The organism is Streptomyces odontomachicola (assembly GCF_039605595.1).
In the GTDB taxonomy this organism is placed as follows: Bacteria; Actinomycetota; Actinomycetes; order Streptomycetales; family Streptomycetaceae; genus Streptomyces.
Genome location: NZ_JBCFOK010000006.1, coordinates 100,653 through 121,927, shown reverse-complemented (window position 1 = coordinate 121,927; position 21,275 = coordinate 100,653). Strand labels below are relative to the sequence as shown.

Here is a 21,275-nt window from a genome sequence, read left to right as displayed (position 1 = left end):
CCACGCTCCACCCCGCACACACCCGGGCACAGCGGGGCACGAGCGCCGCCCCGCGCCCCCCCGTACGCGCTTCCGATTCGCTCCGCGCGTGCTGTACCCTCGGCCGCCTTCCACACTAGTCAAATTTGAGGAACGTGTCGGACCCGTGGCACAGACCGCCGTTTCGCCCGCCCGCATCGCCGAACTCGCACAGTGCGCCGCCGTCCTCCTGCCCGCCGACCCGCCGCGCTCCTCCGTCATCGCCTTCTGGGACCCGGAGCTCGGGCCCGACGGCGGCACCCCGGTGTCGGAACCGGCCGAGGGCGAGACCGAGGACCTGGAGGTGGCGCTCCCCGACGGGGCCGGGGGCATCGCCTTGCACACCGTTCCCGCGCTGACCCTGCCCGTACGGGACGCGCTGCCCGTGCTCACCCGTGCGCGCGCCAAGGGGTCGGGCAGCGCCGCGGCCTTCTGGGGCGCCGCCGCGGTGCTGGCGCTCCAACTCGCCGCGCGCGGGCGCCTGTTGCCGGGGCTCAGCCACGCCGAGTACGACGCCTGGCGCCTCGGCCCGCTCGACGAGGAGGACATCGGGCGGCTGCAGGAGCTGGCCGCCGCGATGCCCCCGTACGCGCACGCGGCCCCGCTGCCGGGCGCCGGGGACGACGGGATGCCGCTGCTGCCAGCGCCGGACCGGCAGCTCCGCGCGTTCCTGGACGCCGTGGCCGACGGGCTGCCGCGCTCCCCCGCCGCCGCGCCGGCAGCGGGCGGTCCCGCGTTCGCCGCGCCCGAGCCGCGCCGCATCCCGGAGCAGCGCGACTGGGCCGCCGACGTGGCCGCTGGGCACGACGCGGGCGTGCGGCTCTCCCTGCGCATCGAGGTGTCGGGGCTGACCGGTGCCGGGAACGACGACGGGGACGGCGGCCCCGCGGCGCCCCGCTTCCGCGCCGTACCGCAGCTGCACAGCCGCACCGACCCCACGCTCCTCGCGGACGCCGCCGAGGTGTGGTCGGGCGGCGGGCGCGCCGCCGCCTTCGGCCCGCGCGCCCGCACCGAGGCCCTGGTGTCCCTGCGCCGCGCGGCCGCCGCGTGGGAGCCCCTCGCGCCGCTGCTGTCGGCGGCCGCGCCCGAGGCGGTGGAGCTCGCGGACGAGGAGGTGGGCGAGCTGCTGGGCGCGCCCGCCTCCCGCGCGCTGGAGGCCGCCGGCGTACGCGTGCACTGGCCGAAGGAGCTGGTGCGGAGCCTGACGGCGCGCGTCGTGGTCGGCGAGGAGGAGGAAGCACGGGGCGAGGACGGCATGGAGTCGGCCCTGCCCTCCCTGCTCTCCGCCGACGCGCTGCTCAGCGTGGACTGGCGGCACAGCCTCGGCGGCAAGGAGCTGAGCCGCGCCGAGCTGGACCGGCTCGCCGAGCACGGCCGCCCCCTGGTGCGGCTGCGCGATCAGTGGGTGCTGGTCGACCCCGAGGAGATCCGCAGGGCGCGGGATCGCAGCGACGCCAAGCTCACGCCGCTGGACGCGCTGCGCACGGCGCTGACCGGCACGTTCGAGAGCACCGCCGGGAAGTCCGCCGACTCCCCCGCCGAACGCTTCGAGGCGCGGGCGGCGGGCGCGCTGGAGGAGCTGCGGCAGAGGCTCGCCGACCCCGAGCAGCAGAGCCGCGCCCCCGTACCGCAGCCCGCCGCACTCGCCGCCACCCTGCGCGACTACCAACTGCGCGGGCTCGACTGGCTGCACCGCATGACCGGGATCGGGCTCGGCGCCTGTCTGGCCGACGACATGGGGCTGGGCAAGACGATCACGCTGATCGCCCTCCACCTGCACCGGCAGGGGCAGCCGGGCGGCGCGGGTCCGACGCTGGTGGTGTGCCCGACCTCGCTGATGAGCAACTGGCAGCGGGAGATCGAACGGTTCGCGCCCGGCACCCCGGTACGCCGCTTCCACGGCCCGGGGCGCGATCTGGAGGGCCTGGCCGACGGGGAGTTCGTGCTGACCACGTACGGCACGATGCGGCTGGACGCGGAGCGGCTGGCCGGGCTCGGCGCGCCGTGGGGTCTTGTGGTCGCGGACGAGGCGCAGCACGCGAAGAACCCGTTCTCCGCGACCGCCAAGCAGCTCCGCACCCTCCCCGCGCGCGCCCGCGTCGCACTCACCGGCACCCCCGTGGAGAACAACCTCTCCGAGCTGTGGTCGGTCCTGGACTGGGCGACGCCGGGGCTGCTCGGCTCGCTCTCCTCCTTCCGCCGCCGGTACGCGGACGCCGTGGAGGGCGGCGCCGGCCCCGAGGCCGCGGGGCAACTGGCCCGCCTGGTACGGCCCTTCCTGCTGCGCCGCCACAAGACGGACCCGGGCATCGCGCCCGAACTGCCGCCCAAGACGGAGACCGACAGGGCCGTGGCGCTCACGCCCGAGCAGACCGGGCTGTACGAGGCGGTCGTGCGGGAGGGGCTGGCGGAGCTGTCGGGGGCCGACGGGTTCGCGCGACGCGGGCTGGTGGTCAAGCTGCTCACCTCGCTCAAGCAGATCTGCAACCACCCGGCCCAGTACCTCGGCGAGGCGCCGGACGAGGGCACCGCGCTGACCGGCCGTTCGGGAAAGCTGGAGCTCCTCGACGAGCTGCTGGACACGCTGCTCGCGGAGGACGCCGGGGTGCTGGTCTTCACGCAGTACGTGGCGATGGGCAGGCTCCTGGAGCGGCACCTGGCGGACCGCGGGGTGCCCTCCCAATTCCTGCACGGCGGCACCTCCGTTCCCGAGCGCGAACGGATGGTGCGGCGCTTCCAGGACGGCGAAGTCCCGGTCTTCCTCCTCTCGCTGAAGGCGGCGGGCACGGGGCTCAACCTCACGGCGGCGAGCCATGTCGTGCACTTCGACCGCTGGTGGAACCCGGCCGTCGAGGCGCAGGCCACCGACCGCGCGTACCGCATCGGCCAGCACCGCTCCGTACAGGTGCACCGGCTGGTCGCCGAGGGCACCGTCGAGGACCGCATCGCCGCGCTGCTGGAGCGCAAGCGCGCGCTGGCCGACTCGGTGCTGGGCGGCGACTCCGCCGAGGCGGCGTTCACCGAACTGTCGGACGCCGAGCTGGCGGGCCTCATCGAGCTGCGGAGGAACGGACGATGAACGGGTCGTACGAGGCACGGGCGGCGAACGCGGAGCGCGTCGTCGAGGCGCCGCCGCCCGCGCGCGGGCGCGGGTTCGCTGAGACGTGGTGGGGCCGCGCCTGGATCCAGGCGCTGGAGGACACCGCGCTGGACGGCCAACAGCTCCGCAAGGGGCGGGCGCTGGCCCGTCAGGGCGGGGTCGGCGCGGTGTCGGTGCGGCCCGGCGGGGCGACGGCGGTGGTACGCGGGAGGGACGGCACCGGGTACCGCGCGGACGTCCTGCTGCGGGAGCTGGAGACGGGCGCGTGGGACCGGCTGGTGGAGGCGGTCGTCGCGGAGGCGGGGCACCTCGCGGCGCTCCTGGACCGCGAACTGCCGCCGCACCTGGCGGAGGACGCGGCGGGGGTGGGCGTCGAACTCCTGCCGGGAATCGGCGAGTTGGAGCCCCGGTGCACGTGCGAGGCGTGGGACCACTGCGTGCACACCGCGGCCCTCAGCTATCAGCTCGCGCGGCTGCTGGACCGGGATCCGCTGCTGCTCCTGCTGCTGCGGGGGCGTGGGGTGGAGTGGCTGGTGGACGAGGTGCAGGGGCGGGGTACGGGGACTTCCCCCGCGGCCCCTGAGGGGGTGCCGGCGGATGAGGCGTACGCGCTCGGGGCCGTGTTGCCGCCGCTCCCGGCTCCGCCGGCCCCTCCGGCGGAGCCGGGGCGCGCGCCCCTCCTCTCCGGCGGCTCCCCTCCGGCGGCCGGGCTCGACGTCGCGGCGCTGGAGTTCCTCGCGGGGGCCGCGGCGGTGAGGGCGCGGCGCATGCTGCTCGAGGCGCTGGGGCCGGGCCACGGCGAGAGCGCGCCCTCGCCCGCACTGAGCGTGGACGAGGACGCGGCGTCCCTCCTGTCGTTGGACCCGCCCTTGCCGGTGCGGGACCGCCTGTCACTTCGGTAGCGACCACTGCCGAAGCTGAGCAAGGCTCGTCCGGTGGCGCGGAGCGTCGCCGGGCGAGCCGTCACTCACAAGGCAGTCGGAACCACCCACCCACATCCCGCCGCAGCGGAAAGCTGCCACACGAAGAAGCCGTCGGCGGTCACAGCGAATCGCTCATGACCGGCAGATATCCACCCGACTGCCCGGAGGCAGTCGGGTGGTACGACTCGTCAACGGGATAGCTCACGCTGTGCAGCCACGGCGCCGCGGAGCAGATCTCGTGGCCCGTGAAATCCGGACGCACGTCGCCGTAGCCGTAGCCGTGGTCCGCCGCCCGCTTCGCGGTGACCCCGCTCAGGTCGTCCGACGCCGCATTGATCGCGGCCCGCGACTTCTCGCTGATGCCCGCCTTGCACTCGCCCTTGAGCTGGTACATGCGCGGATACCCGAGCACCAGGACCCGCGCCGACGGCGCCTTCGCGCGGATCGCGCCGTACACCGCGTCGAGCCGTCCCGGCAGCGTGCCGGAGATGTACGCGCGTGCCTGCGCGACCCGCTCCAGGCAGCGGCTCTCGCCCTGGGTGACGCAGGTGGTCATGGTGTCCCCGAACCCCGCGTCGTTGCCGCCGATGCTGATCGTGACGAGATCCGTCGCGGTGTTGAGGGGACCGAGCTGACCGGCCGTCACATCCGTCGTCCGCGCGCCGGAGCACGCCGTGAAGGCGAAGGAGGAGGGGGAGTTGGCGGCGCGCCACAGCTCCGGGTACGCCTTCGTGCTGCGCTTGCAGTTGCCGCTGCCGGGATCGTACGCACCGGCGCCGACGCCGGAGGAGTAGGAGTCGCCGAGCGCCACGTAATCGACGGCGGCGCCCGACGCATGCATCTGACCGGCGGCAGCCGGCGCGGAGAACGCGGAAAGACCTGCGATCGCGGCCGCGGCGGTGGCCGCGGACGCCCATCTGTGCAGCTTCATAGGACCTCGAGACCTCTCATGGGGGACATGAGGCATATCTGTCCCGCGGGGTGAAGGGGACAGAAAGAAGGGATTGAGGGGAGAGGGAGAGTCGTGAGCGAAAGGGACGCCGTGAGCGGAAGAGGCGAGAGACGCTGAACTGTTCGTTCCGCAGCCGTGAGATCGCTACACCCCCGCGGCGCGCCCGAAGTCCCCTTTTTCCAGGGGTTGTTCAAAGGGGTGGCGCAGAGGCTTGTCCGGCCCGTGAGGCGCGCCTAGCGTGACGCGGGTGAGGCGTACCTCCCGGGACATAAGGACCGCCAACCGCTATCGGCTGCTCCGCCAGGTGATAGCCGAAGCCCCCGTCGCGCGGCCGCGATTGGCGGCCGCCACCGGGCTGAGCCAGGCCACCGTCGCCACGCTGGCCTCCGAGCTGTGCGCGCTCGGACTGCTCACCGAGTCGGGCAGCGAGGAGTCGGCGGGCGGCCGGCCGCGCGCCCTCCTCTCCCCCGACCGGCGCGGCGGCGTGCTGGTGGGCGTGGACGTGGCCGAGACCTACGTGCACGCCCAGGTGTACGACCTGACCTTCGCGGTGCTGGCCGAGGCAGCGGAGACCCTGCACCCCGGCGAGCCCGGCAGCCGCGACCCGGAGGCGGTGACCGAGCTGCTGGCCGCCACGGTGCACGCGGCGGTCGACAAGGCGGGCGCACCCCAGGACCGCGTGCTCGGCACCGGCGTCAGCATGCCCGGCGTCCTGGACCGCGCGCGGGGCGTGTCCCTGCACGCGGCCAACTGGGGCTGGCACGACGTACCCCTGCTCGACCTCCTCTCCCGCAGGCTGTCCCACCCGCTGTGGCTGGACGGCCCGTTGGGCGCGGCAGCGCTGGCCGAGCTGTGGTTCGGCGCGGCGCGCGACCGGGAGCACGCGGTCGTGGTCAACCTCGGCACGGGGGTCGGCGCGGGGCTGGTCGTCGGGGGCGAGGTGCACCGCGGCAGGGACGGCTCGGCGGGCGAGTGGGGCCACACCCCGCTGGTGCCGGGCGGCCGCCCCTGCTCCTGCGGCAACCACGGCTGCCTGGAGGCGTACGCGGGCGCCCCCGGCATCCTGCGCACCCTCCGCGAAGTGGCCCCGGACAGCCCGCTCGCGCACCCCGGCGACCAGTCCGCCACGATCGCCGCGCTGGGCTCCGCGCTCGCGGCGGAGACCCCCGTTCCCGAGGCGGCCGAGGTGCTGCGGCGCACCGCGCACGCCCTCGGCACCGCACTGTCCGGCCTGGTCAACCTCCTCAACCCCGAGGTGGTGGTGCTCGGTAGCTGGGTCGCGGCGGAGCTGGGCCGTCCGCTGCTCGACTCCGTGCGCGCGGTGGTGGAGGAGCACGCGCTGCGCCATCCGCTGAGCGGGACGGAGTTCGCGCTGTGCGGGCTCAGCGCCTCGCCGGTCGCGCTCGGCGCCGCCGCGCTGGCCCTGGAGGGGCACCTCGCCTCACCGCGCACCCTGCACGCCACACCCCGTACGCCCTGACACACCAAGGAGAGCGATGAGTTCGAGGCCCCACGAGGAGTACTGCGAGGACGTCTCGCCCGGCAGCGGTGTCCTGCCGCCGCGCGCCTGGTACGCCGCCTCCGACACCGCGCGCCTGAGCCTCGACGGCCGCTGGCGCTTCCGCCTCTCCCCCACGGCCGGGGCGCGGGGCACGGAGTTCGCCACCGGCGAGAGCGCGACGGGCGGTGACTGGAGCGAGGTCACCGTGCCGGGGCACTGGCCCCTCCAGGGGCACGGCTCCCCCGCGTACACGAACGTCAACTACCCCTTCCCTGTGGACCCTCCGTACGTACCCGACGAGAATCCGACCGGCGATCACCTGCGGTTCTTCGATCTCCCCGAGGGCTGGCCCGAGGAGCCCGGCGCGGGCGGCGAGAGCGTGCTGCGCTTCGAGGGCGTGGAGTCCTGCGCGCGGGTCTGGCTCAACGGGCGGGAGCTGGGCCGCTTCCAGGGGTCGCGGCTGCCGCACGAGTTCGCCGTGGGCGGGGTGCTGCGGCGGCACGGCAACGTGCTCGCGGTCCGCGTGCACCAGTGGTCGGCCGGCAGCTACCTGGAGGACCAGGACATGTGGTGGCTGCCCGGCATCTTCCGCGAGGTCACGCTGCTGCACCGCCCGGCGGGCTCGGTCGCCGACTTCACGGTGCACGCCGACTACGACCATGTGACGGGTGAGGGCGCGCTGCGGGTGGAGAGCAAGCCGGGCGGCAGGATCAGCGTTCCGGAACTGGGAATTGAAGCCGCCACCGGCGAGACCGTACGGCTGCCGGTGGAGCCCTGGTCTGCGGAGGTGCCGCGGCTGTACGAGGCGACGCTGGCCACCGAGGGCGAGACGGTCCCCTTCCGGATCGGCTTCCGGCGGGTGGGGATCGAGGACGGCCTGTTCAAGGCGAACGGGAGGCGGGTGCTCTTCCGCGGCGTGAACCGGCACGAGTTCCACCCGGACACCGGCCGCACCGTGGACGAGGCCACCATGCGCCGCGACCTGGAGCTGATGAAGCAGCACAACATCAACGCGGTCCGCACCAGCCACTATCCGCCGCACCCGGCCTTCCTCGACCTGTGCGACGAGTACGGGCTGTGGGTGATCGACGAATGCGACCTGGAGACCCACGGCTTCAACCAGACGGGCTGGGAGGGCAACCCGGTCGACGACGAGCGCTGGACCCCGGCCCTGCTGGACCGCGCCGCGCGCATGGTCGAGCGGGACAAGAACCACCCCTCCGTCGTCGTCTGGTCGCTGGGCAACGAATGCGGCAAGGGCGCGGGCATGTCCGCCATGGCCGCCTGGATCCGCGAACGCGACCCCTCACGCCCGCTGCACTACGAGAACGACTACGACTACCCGGACAGCGACTTCTACTCCCGCATGTACGCGCGGCACGAGGAGGTCGAGCGGATCGGGCGGTACGAGGAGGAGCCGCTGGAGGACCCGGAGCTCGACGCCCGCCGCCGCTCGCTGCCCTTCCTGCTGTGCGAGTACGCGCACGCGATGGGCAACGGCCCGGGCGGACTGGCCGACTACCAGCGGCTCTTCGAGACGTACGCGCGCTGCCAGGGCGGCTTCGTCTGGGAGTGGATCGACCACGGGCTGCGGCAGCGCACAGCGGACGGCCGGGAGTTCTTCGCGTACGGCGGCGACTTCGGCGAGGAGCTGCACGACGGCAACTTCGTCTGCGACGGCCTGGTCTTCCCCGACCGCACGCCCTCGCCGGGGCTGACCGAGTACAAGAAGGTGATCGAGCCCGTACGGATCGCGGGCGAGCCCGGCGGCGACGCCGTCCGCATCACCAACGGCCACGACTTCGCCGACCTTTCGCACCTCTCCTTCTGCTGGTCGTACGCGGTCGGCGGCGTGGCGCAGGGCGAGGGCTCGCTCAGCGTGCCGCCGCTCTCCCCCGGCGAGTCGGCCGCGGTGAAGCTCCCCGCGCCGCCGGACACGACCGCCGCCGGCGAGGCGGTGTGGACCGTACGCGCCGTGCTCGCCCACGACACGGTGTGGGCCGCGCAGGGTCACACCGTGGCCTGGGGCCAGCACGCCGGGGTGCCGGTTCCCGGGGGCGGCCGGCGTCCCGGGCCCTTCGCGGTTCCGGTGCCCGTGTCCCGTACGACGGACAGCACGGGCGTGGACGTACTCCGCCTCGGGCCCGGCGAGTTCGACCCGGCGAACGGCGTGCTGCTGCGGCTCGGCGGCATCCCGCTCACGGGGCCGCGGCTGGACGTGTGGCGGGCGCCCACCGACAACGACATGGGCGCCACGTGGCAGCCCGACCCCCGCTTCGGCGCGCTCTGGCGCAGGAACGGGCTGCACCGGATGCGGCACCGCACGGTCGCCGTGGACACCGCCGACGGCGCGCTGGAGGTGCGTACACGGGTGGCCCCGGCCGCCAAGGGCCTCGGCCTGACCACCGTCTACCGCTGGACCAGCGACGGCGAACTGCTGCGCCTCGCCGTCGCGGTGGAGCCCGAGGGCGAGTGGACCTTCCCGCTGCCGCGACTGGGCGTACGGATGGGCCTGCCCGCTTCCTTCGGCGACGCGCGCTGGTACGGCGGCGGCCCCGGCGAGGCGTACCCGGACACCCGCAGCGCGTCCATGACGGGCCTGTGGCACAGCACGGTGGACGCGCTCCAGACGCCGTACGTGTTCCCGCAGGAGAACGGGGCGCGCGCGGACGTGCGCTGGGCCGAACTCCGCGATGCTGCCGCAGGGTCGGGGAGCCCGCGGGTGCTGCGGGTGGAGGCGGACTCCGCGCGGTTCTGGTTCACCGCCAGGCGCTGGACCAGCGAGGAGCTGGACGCGGCGCGGCACACCACGGACCTGGTGCCGGGCGGCACGGTGTGGGTCAACCTGGACCACGGCCAGCACGGCATGGGCTCGCAGTCCTGCGGCCCGCCGGTGCTGCCCAAGGACAGGCTGGAGGTGGCACCGGCGGAGTTCTCGCTGGTGTTCCGGGCCGGCGACGACGGGGACGTCTGAGTACGGGCACGAGGTCCTGAGCCCTCAGTCCTGAGTCGCCAGTCCTGAGTCGCCGTCAGGTGTGACGGGCGGACGGTCCACCGGTGCGCGCAGGCGCCGGCGGACCGGCCGCCCACCCCCGATTCCCCCGCCTCCCGCGTCGGCGGGGGCGTACGGCCCCGTCGCCCTGCGGCGTCCTCAACCGCGCTGCGGCACGCCGCCCTTGACGCCGAAGCCCGCGTAGCCGATGTGCCGGGGCAGCTCGGCCGCGTCCGGCACGGGGCCGTCGGGGCGCCACAGCGGAATCTGCACCAGTCCGGGATCGACCAGGTCGAAGCCCTTGAACAGCGGCAGCACCTCGTCCTTGGTGCGGATCGCGAGATCGGCTGTCGCGTTCTTGTAGACCGAGGCGGCCTGCTCCACCGCGGCGCCGCCGTCGAAGTCGGCGGTGATGTGCGTCATGGCCAGGCAACTGCCCTCGGGGAGCCGCTCGGTGAGCGCGGCCACCAGCCCCTGCGGGTCCTCCTCGTCCCTGATGAAGTGCAGCACCGCCACCATCAGCAGCGCGACGGGCCGGTCGAAGTCGATGAGCTCCTTCAGCTCGGGGTGTTCGAGGATCGCCTGGGGATCCCGGAGGTCGCCGAGCACGAATCCGGCGTTCCCCGAGTTGGTCAGCTTCGCCCCCGCGTACGTGGCGACGATCGGGTCGTTGTCGACGTACGCCACCCGCACCCCGGGGTCGTGCTCGCGGGCCACCTCATGGGTGTTCGGCGAGGTCGGGATGCCGGTGCCGATGTCGATGATCTGCCGGACGCCCATGCCGACGGCGGTGCGCACCGCGCGGTGCAGGAACCCGCGGTTGCTGTGCGCCGTGTCCCGGTAGGACGGGGCGAGGGTGAGCACCTTGTCTGCGGCGTCCCTGTCGACCTCGTAGTTGTCGAAACCGCCGAGGTAGTAGTCGTACATCCGGGCGGGATGCGGCTTGCTGGTGTCGATCCGCTCGGGGGTGAAGCCCTCTTCCGGCACGACGTCGTCCCTCCATGCTTGCTGTGGTCCCCGGGCGGGCAGGGAGCGCCCGCCCGGGCGAGGTCTAAGCGATCAGGAAGTCGGCCTCGCCGGCCTTCGCTCCCCTGATGAAGCTCTCCATCTCGTGCGGCGTGTAGATCAGCGCGGGCCCCTCGGGGTCGGTGGACTGGCGCAGCGCCACCCGCCCGTCGGCGAGCTTCAGCGCCTCGACGCAGCTTCCCCCGTTGCCCCCGCTCCAGGGCTTGCGCCAGCCCTCCTTGCCGAGCCGCGCGGCCGGCATGCCGTTGTAGATCTGTGTCGTGGTCATGGCTCACAGCTCCTTGCGCATCGCGCTGAGAATCGCCCCGGTGCGGGACACCGGCGCGGCCTGGGCGCACATGCGGTCCAGCGCCTCCAGGAAGGAGGCGACCTCGGGGCGTTCATCGAAGTAGACGGCGCCCACCAGGCTCTCCGCGCAGGCGACGTCCGGCAGTTCCTCGATGGGGAACCTGAACAGATGGAAGGGTCCGTACATCGCCGGGTGCGGCCCGACGCTGAACGGCAGGATCTGCAGCCGCACATGGGGCTGCGCCGTGGACTCCAGCAGGAAGTCGATCTGCTCCCGCATCACCCCCGCACCCCCGATGGGGCGGCGCAGCACGGTCTCGTCCATCACCACCCACAGCATGGGCGGACGCTCCCTGCGCAGCACCGTCTGGCGCTCCATCCGGAGCGCGACCTGACGCTGGATCTCCTCCTCGGGCGCCTGCGGCATCCCGGCGCGCAGGACGGCCCGCGCATACGACTCGGTCTGGAGCAGCCCCGGCACGTAGTGCGGCTCGTACGCGCGGATGACCTCGGACTCGCTCTCCAGGCTGACGAAGGCACTGAACCATTCGGGCAGTACGTCCCGGTAACGGTGCCACCAGCCGGGCCTGTTGGCCTGCCGGGCGAGCCCGACGAACTCCTCGATGTCGTCCTCGGCGGTCACGCCGTAGGTGCCAAGGAGCTTCTCGACGTAGGGGACCTTGAGGCCGACTTCCGCCTTCTCCATCCGGCGGACCGTGGCGTGCGTGACGTCCAGTGCCCGTGCGGCCTGCTCGTACGACAGTCCGGCCTTCTCCCGCAGGTGCTGCAGCCGCTTGCCGAGCACCACCCGCAGAACGGTCGGAGCGCCGCCTCCCGCGCGTGAGTCCGCCACTACCGCTCGCCTCCAACTGACCTCATGGACAGGCAGTTTGGCATGCCGCTCCGTACAGCGACAGCCTGAGAACCGTGATTCTGTAATTTACAGAATGATCCTTGCCATCCACCTGTGAGCAGCCGCATAGTGGTCCGGTGGCTTCCCCCCATGACGCCCTCCGTGACTCGCTCACCGACGCGCTCGCTCTCGAACGCCCCGGTGGCGCCCCGCTCGCCCGCCCCCTCAGGGACGCCTTCCACCTCCCCGCGGCGGAGGCCTCCGTTCCGGCGGCCCGCAGACTCGTGACCGACCGGCTGCGCGAGTGGCATGTGGACCAACCCTCTCGCGAGGACGCCCAGTTGCTGGTGTCCGAGCTCTTCACCAACGCGGTGCGGCACACCGACAGCGAGCGGGTGAGCTGCGAACTCTGGGTCATAGGCGTGCGCCTGCGCCTGGAGGTCACCGACCAGGGCGGAGGCGGGGAGCCCGACGCGCCGGAGGGCGCGGAGGAGGACACCGACGGGGAGGGCGGACGCGGGCTGCTGCTGGTCAGCGTGCTCGCCGACGAATGGGGGATCCGCCCGGAGGGCGAGGAGGGCGAGGGCGACAAGGGCCACGCGGTGTGGGCGGAGCTGCCCTGCACGCGCACGCTGGTCTGAGACCTGAGCGCACCCCCATGCCCCGCGTCCCGCGCCTCGTTTAGGGTTCTCGTCATGGACACCACGTACTGGCACACGGTCACGCCGCCTCCCGCGTCCCGCTGAGGGCGCACACACGACGGCCACCGCGGCGGCCCCGCAGGGCCGCGCCGCAGTCGGTGCTGTTCAACTCCGTACGGATTTCTCCGTTTCCTGTGCGCCCATCCGTCTTCTCCCTCACCGGACCTCAACGGATCAGGACGCATCCCGCATGACTCTCCCCACCACGGCTCCCGCGCCCGCGGGGCCGCTCTCCGCGCCGCGCTCGGCCGCCGGACCGCTGCTCGTCCTGCTCGCCGCCACCCTGTGGGGCACCACGGGAACGGCCGCGAGCTTCGCGCCGTCCGGCGCCTCCTCGCTGTCCATAGGCGCCGCCACCATGGGCCTCGGCGGACTCCTCACGCTGCTGCTCGCGGGGCGCTCCGCGCTCGCCGTGCTGCGCGGCGGCGGACGCGCGGCACCGGCCCGCGCCCTGCTGGGCGGCCTCGCCGTCGCCGTCTACCCGCTGGCCTTCTACACCTCGATGGCCTGGGCGGGCGTCGCCACCGGCACCGTGGTCACCATCGGTTCCTCGCCGGTGTTCGCCGCGCTGCTGGAACGCGCACTGGACGGCACCCGGCTCACCGCGCGCTGGCTGGCCGCGACTGCCTCGGCCGGCGTGGGCTGCACGGCCCTCGTGCTGACCGGCCATGCGGGATCCGGCGACGCCGCGGGTGACCGTCCCGCCGCCGGGGTCGCGCTGGGCCTGCTCGCGGGCGCCGCGTACGCCGTCTACACCTGCTACGGCTCGCTGCTGATCCGCGCGGGGCACTCCTCGCGCGCCGCGATGGGCGCCATGTTCGGGCTGGGCGCCGCGGTGCTGCTCCCGGTGTTCGCGCTGACCGGCGGGGCGCTGGTGGGCGAGCCGCGCGGGCTCGCGGTCGCCGGGTACCTGGCGGTGGTGCCGATGTTCCTCGCCTATGTGGCCTTCGGCGCGGGCCTGGCCCGGGTCACGCCGAGCGCGGCCACCACGCTCTCCCTCTTCGAGCCGGTGGTCGCCGCGGCGCTGGGCGTCGTGGTGGTCGGCGAACGCCTGGGCGCCTGGGCGTGGGTGGGCATCGCGCTGGTGTTGGCGGGGCTGCTGATCCTGACCGTACGCAGCAGCCCTCGACGCCCTGGACGCCGCACGACCACTCAACTCCGCCGCAGCGGAAAGCAGTCCAGCGAAAGCGGTCGGCGGTCTCAGCGCAAACCGCACTGAGACCGCCGACAGGCGCGACAGACGACAGGCGAAAGGACTCAGCCCTGGTCGCTCTCGGCACCCGTCGCGGAGTGACCGCTCACAGGCGCGTGACCGCTCACCCCGGCGTGCCGCTGGGCGAAGTGCTGCCGCACGAAGCCGCCGGCCAGCACGAGCGCGCCCACGACCACCGACATCACCATCATCTTGCGGCCCTCGGGGTCGTAGAACATGTAGCCGATGACGAAGACGATGAGCCCGATCGTCACGTACGTGAGGTACGGGTGCAGCCACATCCGCACGGTGTGCCGCTCCGGCATGTCCCGCTCGATCACCGGGCGCATCCGCAGCTGCGAGAGGCAGATGACCAGCCACACGAAGAGGGCGACCGCTCCCGAGGAGTTGAGCAGGAACTCGAAGACGGTGTCCTTCGCGGTGTAGTTGAAGATCACCGCGATGAAGCCGACGGCGACCGAGGACCAGATCGCGGCCGCGGGCACACCGCGCCGGTTGACCCGCCCGAAGGCGGCGGGCGCGTCCCCGCGCTGGCCCAGCGAGAACGCCATCCGGGAGGCCGTGTAGAGGCCGGAGTTGAGACAGGACAGCACCGCGGTCACCACGATCACGTCCATGATCGTGCCGGCGTGCGGGATGCCGATCTGGTTCAGCGCGGCCACGTACGGGCCGTCCTTCACCACCGCCGGGTCGTTCCACGGCAGCAGCGTGACCACGACCAGGATCGAGCCCAGGTAGAAGGTGCCGATGCGCCAGATGACGCTGTTGGTGGCGCGCCGCACCATCTTCGAGGGCTCGGCCGACTCGCCGGCGGCCAGCGTCACGATCTCGCTGCCCATGAAGGAGAAGACCACGAGCAGCATGCCGGAGAGGATCGCGCCGGGCCCGTGCGGCAGGAACCCTCCGTGACCGGTCAGATTCGCGGCGCCGGGCGACTCGGTGCCGGGCAGCAGCCCGAAGACCGCGAGCCCGGCGATCACGATGAACACCACGATGGAGACGACCTTGATCCCCGCGAACCAGAACTCGAACTCGCCGTAGGAGCCCACCGAGGCGAGGTTGGTCGCCGTCAGCACCACCATGACCAGCAGCGCCCAGGCCCACTGGGGCACGGCGGGGAGCCACGAGGTGAGGATCGCGGCGGCGGCCGTCGCTTCGACGGCCAGCACCACGGCCCAGAAGAACCAGTACAGCCAGCCGATGGTGAAGCCAGCCCAGCGGCCCAGCGCGCGGTCGGCGTACGTGGAGAAGGACCCGGACACCGGGTCGGCGGCCGCCATCTCGCCCAGCATCCGCATGACCAGCACGACGAGCGTCCCGGCCAGCGCGTACGAGAGGAGGATGCCGGGGCCCGCCTTGGCGATGCCCGCACCGGAGCCGACGAAGAGGCCCGCGCCGATCACACCGCCGATGGCGATCATCGACAGATGCCGGTTCTTCAGCCCTGCTTTCAGCGAATCCCCGTGGGCCGCTTCGGAGTCTGCGGATTCCGTCGCGCCCGCCGGGTTCGGCGCCTGCTGAACCATGGAACTTTCCTTTGATTTACGGGGTGGAAACCCCGTACCGACCCGTAGCCTCTACACCCTTGTGAGGCATCGACCATGGGTTTCGTCACATCGGTGGGCCATGACACCCCGCCTCGACGCACCCGTCAATGTGATCCACGCCACGAACCGGAATCCGGGCGTGGAACACCCGTTCCTTCTGTGACGTTCTCCGTTTACCGGACTCGGCCCGTTGACCGCGATCGCCCGGACGCATCGCTACGAGGCACCACGGAGGCAGCTCATGGCACACGGACCCCCGGACCGCGCCGGCCCTCACGGGGACGGCGGAGAGGACCGCGAGGGCGGCTGGGACGAGGAGCTGGTGCTCGACGAGGACTTCATACGCAGCGCCGAGGTCTCCGAGCCGGCGGCCCGCACCCGCATGCTGCGGAACAGGTGGCGGGACAGCCCGCCCGAGCCCCAGCCCTGGCGCGCGGACGAGCCGCCGGCCGGCTGGTTCTTCAGCAAGGCCCGCCGCAGGTCCCGCCGGAGGCGCAAGCGCGGGGGCGAGTGAGGCCGGTCGGGGCGAGTGGGATTCCTACGGCGGCTGACGTGCCCGGCGGGCCGCCGAGGTGCCGATATCCCGTCGCGCGGCGGGGCGTTGTCAGTGGCGGCTGTTAGAACTTCCCTATTGCGGCCGGACCGGCGAAGGGCGGGCAAGTGATGGCTGACAGCACCGAGGGCACCACGGCGGAGTCACCCGGCACGTCCGACGGACCAGGCGAGCCCAGCACGCCCGGCACCCCCAGCACACCCGGCGCCTCCGGCGTCACGGACGGCGACGAGCTCCTGGGCCTCGCGCATCCGTACCGTCGCGAACTCCTCGCGCACTGTTACCGCATGCTCGGCTCGGTCCACGAGGCCGAGGACCTGGTGCAGGACACCTATCTGCGCGCCTGGCGCGCCGCCGACCGCTTCGAGGGCCGCTCCTCCCTGCGCACCTGGCTCTATCGCATCGCGACCAACGCCTGCCTCACCGCGCTGGAGAGCCGCGGCCGCCGCCCGCTCCCCTCGGGCCTCGGCGCGCCCGGCGATCCCGAGCGCCCGGTCGTGGAGTCCCCCGAGGTCCCGTGGCTGGAGCCGATGCCGGACGCGATGCTGAGCGGGGGCGGCGGCGCGGCCACCGACCCCGCGGCCGTCGCGGTGTCCCGCTCCAGCACGCGGCTCGCCCTGGTCGCCGCGTTGCAGCACCTGCCGGCGCGGCAGCGCGCCGTGCTGCTGCTGCGCGACGTGCTCAAGTGGCGCGCGGCGGAGGTCGCCGAGCTGCTGGACACCACCACGGCGAGCGTCAACAGCGCATTGCAGCGCGCACACGCCCAACTGGAGAAGGCGGCCCCGGTCGAGGAGGAGATGGCCGAGCCGACGGACCCCGAGCAGCGCAAGCTGCTGGACCGCTATGCGGCGGCCTTCGAGAGCGCCGACACCGCCGCGATCGTGGAGCTGTTCCGCGAGGACGCGGTGTGGGAGATGCCTCCGTTCCCGGAGTGGTTCACCGGGCGCTCCGACATCGCCACGCTCATCTCGACGCAGTGCCCGATCGGCCCCGGCGACGGCCTGATGCTGCCCACCTCGGCCAACGGCCAGCCCGCCTTCGCGCTCTACAGCAAGCACGAGGGCGGCGACTATCTCCCCTTCCACCTCCAGGTGCTGACCCTGGACGCGGAGGGCCGGGTGCGCCAGGTGTCCGCCTTCTTCGGCCCGCACCTCTTCCGTCAGGCGGGGCTCCCTGAGGCGATTCCCGCCGACGCGCCGAAGGAGATACCGGTGATGCAGCGCGACGCCGGCGGCGCCTGGGTACGAGGGGAGGGCTGAGCCACCGAGACCCGGCCGCCCGGCCCTCCCCCGCGCACCGATCGGCCGCGCTCAGCCCCGTACGCCCGTGAGGTGATCCATCGCGAGCTGGTCGAGCCGTTCGAAGGCCATCCCGCGCCGGGCAGCGGCCTCCACGTCGAAGTCCTCGAACGCGGCGCGGTCGGCGAGCAGTTGACCCGGCGTCTCGCCCGCGCCCAGGGTGGGCGTGGCCAGTTCGTGCACCCGTGAGGCGTGCAGCGCCTCCTGCACCTCGGGGTCGGCGCGGAAGGCGGCCGCGCGCTCGCGCAGGATCAGGTAGTTGCGCATGCACCCGGCGGCCGAGGCCCACACGCCCTCGTAGTCCTCGGTGCGCGGCGGCTTGAAGTCGAAGTGCCGCGGCCCGTCGTAGCCCGCGCTCTCCAGGAGGTCCACGGTCCAGAAGGCCTGCCGCAGATCGCCCGCGCCGAAGCGGAGGTCCTGGTCGTACTTGATGCCGGACTGCCCGTTCAGGTCGAGGTGGAAGAGCTTGCCCGCCCACAGGGCCTGCGCGATGCCGTGCGGGAAGTTGAGCCCGGCCATCTGCTCGTGGCCCACCTCCGGGTTGACGCCGAAGAGTTCGGGGCGCTCCAGCCGTTCGACGAAGGCGAGCGCGTGGCCGACGGTGGGCAGCAGGATGTCGCCGCGCGGCTCGTTGGGCTTGGGCTCGATGGCGAAGCGCAGCCCGTAGCCCTGCTCGTGCACGTAATCGGCGAGCAGGTCGAAGGCCTCCTTCATGCGGTCCAGCGCGGCGCGCACGTCCTTGGCCGCGCCGGACTCGGCGCCCTCCCTGCCGCCCCAGGCGACATAGGTGTGCGCGCCGAGTTCGGCAGCGAGGTCGATGTTGCGCAGCGTCTTGCGCAGGGCGTAGCGGCGTACGTCGCGGTCGTTGGCGGTGAAGGCGCCGTCCTTGAAGACGGGGTGGGTGAAGAGGTTGGTGGTGGCCATCGGCACGGTCATCCCGGTGGCGTCCAGCGCCTGCCGGAAGCGCTTGACGTGCCCCTCGCGCTCGGCCTCCGTGCTGCCCGCAGGTATGAGGTCGTCGTCGTGGAAGGTGATGCCGTAGGCGCCGAGTTCGGAGAGCCGCCGCACCGCCTCGACCGGGTCGAGCGGCGCGCGCGAGGCGTCGCCGAAGGGGTCCCTCCCCTGCCAGCCCACCGTCCACAGTCCGAAGCTGAACTTGTCCTCGGGTAGCGGCTGATAGCTCATCCGTGGCCCTCACTTCCGGGTCGTCCCGCGCGCCGCGGCCGCGTGCGGACTCGCGCACGGCGCCGCGCACCTATTCGTCATGTCCGTTGACAAATTAGTATGCGCGCACCGTACGCACCGAGGGAAGAGGGAGTCGGGTTCCCATGTCGGCACCAGAAGGACCGCTCGTCATCGGCGTGGACAGCTCCACGCAGTCCACCAAGGCGCTGGTGGTGGACGCCGCCACCGGCACGGTGGTCGCCCAGGGCCAGTCCGCGCACCCCGCCTTCCCCGGACCCGAGCGCGAGACCGATCCGCGCGAGTGGTGGCGGGCCCTGGAGTCGGCGCTCGACCAGTGCGGCGTCGCGGCCCGCGAGGCGGCGGCCGTCTCGGTGGGAGGCCAGCAGCACGGCCTGGTCACCCTGGACGCGCGCGGCGAACCCGTACGGCCCGCGCTGCTCTGGAACGACGTGCGCTCGGCGCCCCAACGCGACCGCCTCGTCGAGGAGTTGGGCGGCACGAAGGCTTGGGCCGAGCGCACAGGGAGCGTCCCGGCGGCCTCGTTCACGGTCACCAAGTGGGCCTGGCTGCGGGAGAACGAGCCGGAGGCGGCGGCCTCCACGGCGGCCGTACGGCTCCCGCACGACTATCTGACCGAGCGGCTGACCGGCCAGGGCACCACGGACCGCGGCGACGCGTCGGGCACCGGCTGGTGGTCGAGCGCGACGGGGTCGTACGACGAGGAGATCCTGCGGCACGTCGGCCTGGACCCCGCGCTGCTGCCGCGCGTGCTCGCCCCCGGCGAGGCGGCGGGCACGGTGCGCCCCGGACTGCCGCTTCCCGAGGGCGCGTTGGTGGCCCCCGGCACCGGCGACAACATGGCGGCCGCGCTCGGACTCGGCCTGCTGCCGGGCCGGCCGGTGCTCAGCCTGGGCACCTCGGGCACGGTGTACGCGGTCTCCCCGCACCGGTCCACGGACCCGAGCGGCACCGTCGCGGGCTTCGCCGACGCGCGCGGCGACTGGCTCCCGCTGGCCTGCACCCTCAACTGCACCCTCGCCGTGGACAAGGTGGCCGCGCTGCTCGGCCTGGACCGCGAGGCCGTGGAGCCGGGCGGCGACCTCGCCCTGCTCCCCTTCCTCGACGGCGAGCGCACCCCCGACCTCCCCTACTCCTCGGGCCTGTTGACCGGGCTGCGGCACGACACCACGCCGGGCCAGGTGCTCCAGGCCGCCTACGACGGAGCGGTGTACGCGCTGCTCCGCGCCCTGGACGAGGTACTGGACGAGGACGCGGCGCGGGACACCCCTCTCCTGCTGATCGGCGGCGGCGCCAAGGGCACGGCGTGGCGGGAGACGGTGCGGCGGCTGTCCGGGCGGCCCGTTCAGGTGCCGCGCGCGGAGGAGCTGGTCGCACTCGGCGCCGCGGCACAGGCGGCCGGGCTGCTGCTGGGCGAGGACCCCGCGGCGGTGGCCCGGCGCTGGGGCACCGCCGACGGACCCTCGTACGAGGCGGTACAGCGCGATGAGCAGGCACGCGACCGGCTCGCCGCGACCCTGTCGGGGGCGGATACGCTGCTGCGGCAGCGCTGAGCGGACGCGTCCCGCCACGCGCGGGCTCCCGCAAGCCCCGTACGAGCGCGCACACCCCCGTACACCCGCCCGCCCCCGCAGAAGACCGCACAGGAGCCGTCATGGCAGCCCCGACGCCCACGTCCCAGCGGGAGATGCGGCGGCGCAACCTCTCCCGTGTGCTGTACGCGGTGGCGGGCGAGGGCCCCTCGTCCCGCGCGGGTGTGGCCGCGCGCATCGGGCTGACCAGGGCCGCCGTGTCCACCCTCGTCGACGAACTGCTGCGCGCCGGGCTCCTGGTGGAGCTCGGCCCCGGGCCGTCCAGCGGGGTGGGCCGCCCGGGCAGCGCGCTGGCACTGGCCGACGAGGGGCCCTGCGGGCTCGGCGCGGAGATCGGCGTGGACCATCTGACGGTGTGCGCCGTGGATCTGCGCGGCGAGGTACGGGCGCGCGGCCGCGAGGAGGCGGCGTTGCGGGGCAGCGATCCCGCGGCGGCACTGGAACGGCTCGGCGCCCTGGCGGACCGGGTCGCCGGGGAGGCCGCGGCGCAGCGGCTGCGGCCCGCGGGGCTCGCGGTGGCCGTTCCCGGCCTGGTGGCGCGCGGTGCGGCGGGCGTGGTGCGCGCCCCCAACCTCGGCTGGCACGGCACCGACATCGCCGCGCTGCTGCCGACCCCGCTCCCCCTCCGGGTCGACAACGAGGCCAACTACGGAGCGCTGGCCGAACTGTGGCTCGGCGACGGCCCCGCCGCACCGCACAGCCGGGACTTCATCCACGTATCGGCGCAGATCGGCATCGGCGCCGCGCTGGTGCTGAACGGGGAACTCCTGCGCGGCACCCGCGGCTTCGCCGGCGAGCTCGGCCACGTACCGGTGTGGCCGGAGGGACCGCCGTGCGCGTGCGGGGGACGCGGCTGCCTGGAGCAGTACGCCGGCGAGTCGGCCGTGCTGAGCGCGGCGGGGCTCGACGGGGGGTACGAGGCGGGGCCGGGCGGGACGGCGTCCGGCCCGGTGGCGCCCGGTGAGGCCACGTCAGGCCAGGCGGCATCCGGCGGCGCGGCCGTCGGCAGCCGTGCGGCAACCCGCGACGCCGCGCTGCGCGAGCTCACAGCCCGCGCGAGAGAGGGCGACGCCGCGGCGCGCCGCGCCCTGCGCACCGCTGGGCGCGCCCTCGGGATCGCGCTGTCCGGAGCCGTCAACCTGCTCGACCCGCACGCCGTGGTGCTCGGCGGCACGCTGCCCGCGCTGCGCACCTGGCTGCTGCCGCCCCTGGAGCGGGAGCTGACGCGGCGTACCGCGATGCAGGACGCCGCGCCGCGGGTCGCCTTCTCCGCGCTGGGCGCCGACGGGCCGGTGCTCGGGGCCGCTCACTCGGTCGTACGCGAGGTCCTGGACGACCCGCTCGCCCACTCGGGGGACCGGCACTCGCGCGTCCCGGAGCGCGGCCGCCCGTAGCGGAGACACGCCCGCCGCTTCCGCGCCAGGACCGCAACCTCCGTACGCAGGGCGGAAGTTGAGCGCTTCCTCCGCCGTACGGAGGCTCCGCGGTCGCCTCCTCCTGGCCCCGATGACCACA

General features: G+C 73.7%; 16 protein-coding genes. 10 read left to right on the top strand and 6 right to left on the bottom strand.

What is annotated here, in order from left to right; translation table 11 throughout:
* Positions 1-145 precede the first annotated feature (145 nt).
* Together ABEE00_RS12930 and ABEE00_RS12925 are read left to right on the top strand one after the other, a co-directional pair.
* Entirely contained in the window at positions 146-3,097 is a 2,952-nt protein-coding gene (locus ABEE00_RS12930; protein WP_345745547.1) for a DEAD/DEAH box helicase, read from the top strand.
* The gene (locus tag ABEE00_RS12925; protein WP_451918563.1) at positions 3,094-4,020 is read left to right on the top strand and encodes an SWIM zinc finger family protein; all 927 of its coding nucleotides are present in this window, start codon (positions 3,094-3,096) and stop codon (positions 4,018-4,020) included. The genes ABEE00_RS12930 and ABEE00_RS12925 overlap by 4 nt, the downstream gene beginning before the upstream one ends.
* Before the next feature lie 139 nt (positions 4,021-4,159).
* On the opposite strand, the gene ABEE00_RS12920 is transcribed toward ABEE00_RS12925, so the two are convergent.
* Positions 4,160-4,972, bottom strand: a complete 813-nt coding sequence (locus ABEE00_RS12920; protein WP_345745546.1) for an SGNH/GDSL hydrolase family protein — start codon at positions 4,970-4,972, stop codon at positions 4,160-4,162.
* Between the two features lie 268 nt (positions 4,973-5,240).
* Between ABEE00_RS12920 and ABEE00_RS12915 the strand changes: the two genes are divergently transcribed.
* On the top strand, positions 5,241-6,473 hold the full coding sequence (locus ABEE00_RS12915; protein ID WP_345745545.1) for an ROK family protein: 1,233 nt from the start codon (positions 5,241-5,243) through the stop codon (positions 6,471-6,473).
* Positions 6,474-6,489: 16 nt separating this feature from the next.
* A complete protein-coding gene (locus tag ABEE00_RS12910; RefSeq protein WP_345745544.1) occupies positions 6,490-9,468 on the top strand; it encodes a glycoside hydrolase family 2 TIM barrel-domain containing protein in 2,979 nt (992 codons plus the stop codon).
* Between the two features lie 177 nt (positions 9,469-9,645).
* On the opposite strand, the gene ABEE00_RS12905 is transcribed toward ABEE00_RS12910, so the two are convergent.
* The 3 genes from ABEE00_RS12905 to ABEE00_RS12895 all read right to left on the bottom strand — a co-directional run bounded on the left by ABEE00_RS12905 (position 9,646) and on the right by ABEE00_RS12895 (position 11,653).
* Positions 9,646-10,473: an SAM-dependent methyltransferase gene (locus ABEE00_RS12905; RefSeq protein WP_345745543.1), complete on the bottom strand. Its 828-nt coding sequence runs from the start codon at positions 10,471-10,473 to the stop codon at positions 9,646-9,648.
* Positions 10,474-10,537: 64 nt separating this feature from the next.
* Entirely contained in the window at positions 10,538-10,780 is a 243-nt protein-coding gene (locus ABEE00_RS12900; protein WP_345745542.1) for a DUF397 domain-containing protein, read from the bottom strand.
* 3 nt (positions 10,781-10,783) lie between these two features.
* Positions 10,784-11,653: a helix-turn-helix domain-containing protein gene (locus tag ABEE00_RS12895; RefSeq protein ID WP_345745541.1), complete on the bottom strand. Its 870-nt coding sequence runs from the start codon at positions 11,651-11,653 to the stop codon at positions 10,784-10,786.
* A 137-nt stretch (positions 11,654-11,790) separates the two neighbouring features.
* Here ABEE00_RS12895 and ABEE00_RS12890 point away from each other — a divergent pair, with 137 nt between their 5' ends.
* Together ABEE00_RS12890 and ABEE00_RS12885 are read left to right on the top strand one after the other, a co-directional pair.
* The gene (locus tag ABEE00_RS12890) at positions 11,791-12,294 is read left to right on the top strand and encodes an ATP-binding protein (RefSeq protein WP_345745540.1); all 504 of its coding nucleotides are present in this window, start codon (positions 11,791-11,793) and stop codon (positions 12,292-12,294) included.
* Positions 12,295-12,544: 250 nt separating this feature from the next.
* A complete protein-coding gene (locus ABEE00_RS12885; protein ID WP_345745539.1) occupies positions 12,545-13,573 on the top strand; it encodes a DMT family transporter in 1,029 nt (342 codons plus the stop codon).
* Between the two features lie 38 nt (positions 13,574-13,611).
* Here the strand turns inward: ABEE00_RS12885 and ABEE00_RS12880 are convergent, their stop codons facing one another.
* Positions 13,612-15,093: an amino acid permease gene (locus ABEE00_RS12880; RefSeq protein ID WP_345745538.1), complete on the bottom strand. Its 1,482-nt coding sequence runs from the start codon at positions 15,091-15,093 to the stop codon at positions 13,612-13,614.
* A 262-nt stretch (positions 15,094-15,355) separates the two neighbouring features.
* Here ABEE00_RS12880 and ABEE00_RS12875 point away from each other — a divergent pair, with 262 nt between their 5' ends.
* Positions 15,356-15,628: an SGM_3592 family protein gene (locus ABEE00_RS12875; protein ID WP_345745537.1), complete on the top strand. Its 273-nt coding sequence runs from the start codon at positions 15,356-15,358 to the stop codon at positions 15,626-15,628.
* Positions 15,629-15,777: 149 nt separating this feature from the next.
* Positions 15,778-16,926 (top strand): sigma-70 family RNA polymerase sigma factor, encoded by a 1,149-nt coding sequence (locus ABEE00_RS12870; RefSeq protein ID WP_345745536.1) that lies wholly within the window; start codon positions 15,778-15,780, stop codon positions 16,924-16,926.
* Positions 16,927-16,977: 51 nt separating this feature from the next.
* Here ABEE00_RS12870 and xylA read toward each other — a convergent pair whose 3' ends face one another.
* Positions 16,978-18,150, bottom strand: a complete 1,173-nt coding sequence (xylA, locus tag ABEE00_RS12865; protein WP_345745535.1) for a xylose isomerase — start codon at positions 18,148-18,150, stop codon at positions 16,978-16,980.
* 143 nt (positions 18,151-18,293) lie between these two features.
* Between xylA and xylB the strand changes: the two genes are divergently transcribed.
* The gene (gene xylB / locus ABEE00_RS12860) at positions 18,294-19,721 is read left to right on the top strand and encodes a xylulokinase (RefSeq protein WP_345745534.1); all 1,428 of its coding nucleotides are present in this window, start codon (positions 18,294-18,296) and stop codon (positions 19,719-19,721) included.
* Positions 19,722-19,822: 101 nt separating this feature from the next.
* On the top strand, positions 19,823-21,154 hold the full coding sequence (locus ABEE00_RS12855; RefSeq protein WP_345745533.1) for an ROK family transcriptional regulator: 1,332 nt from the start codon (positions 19,823-19,825) through the stop codon (positions 21,152-21,154).
* Positions 21,155-21,275: the final 121 nt, after the last annotated feature.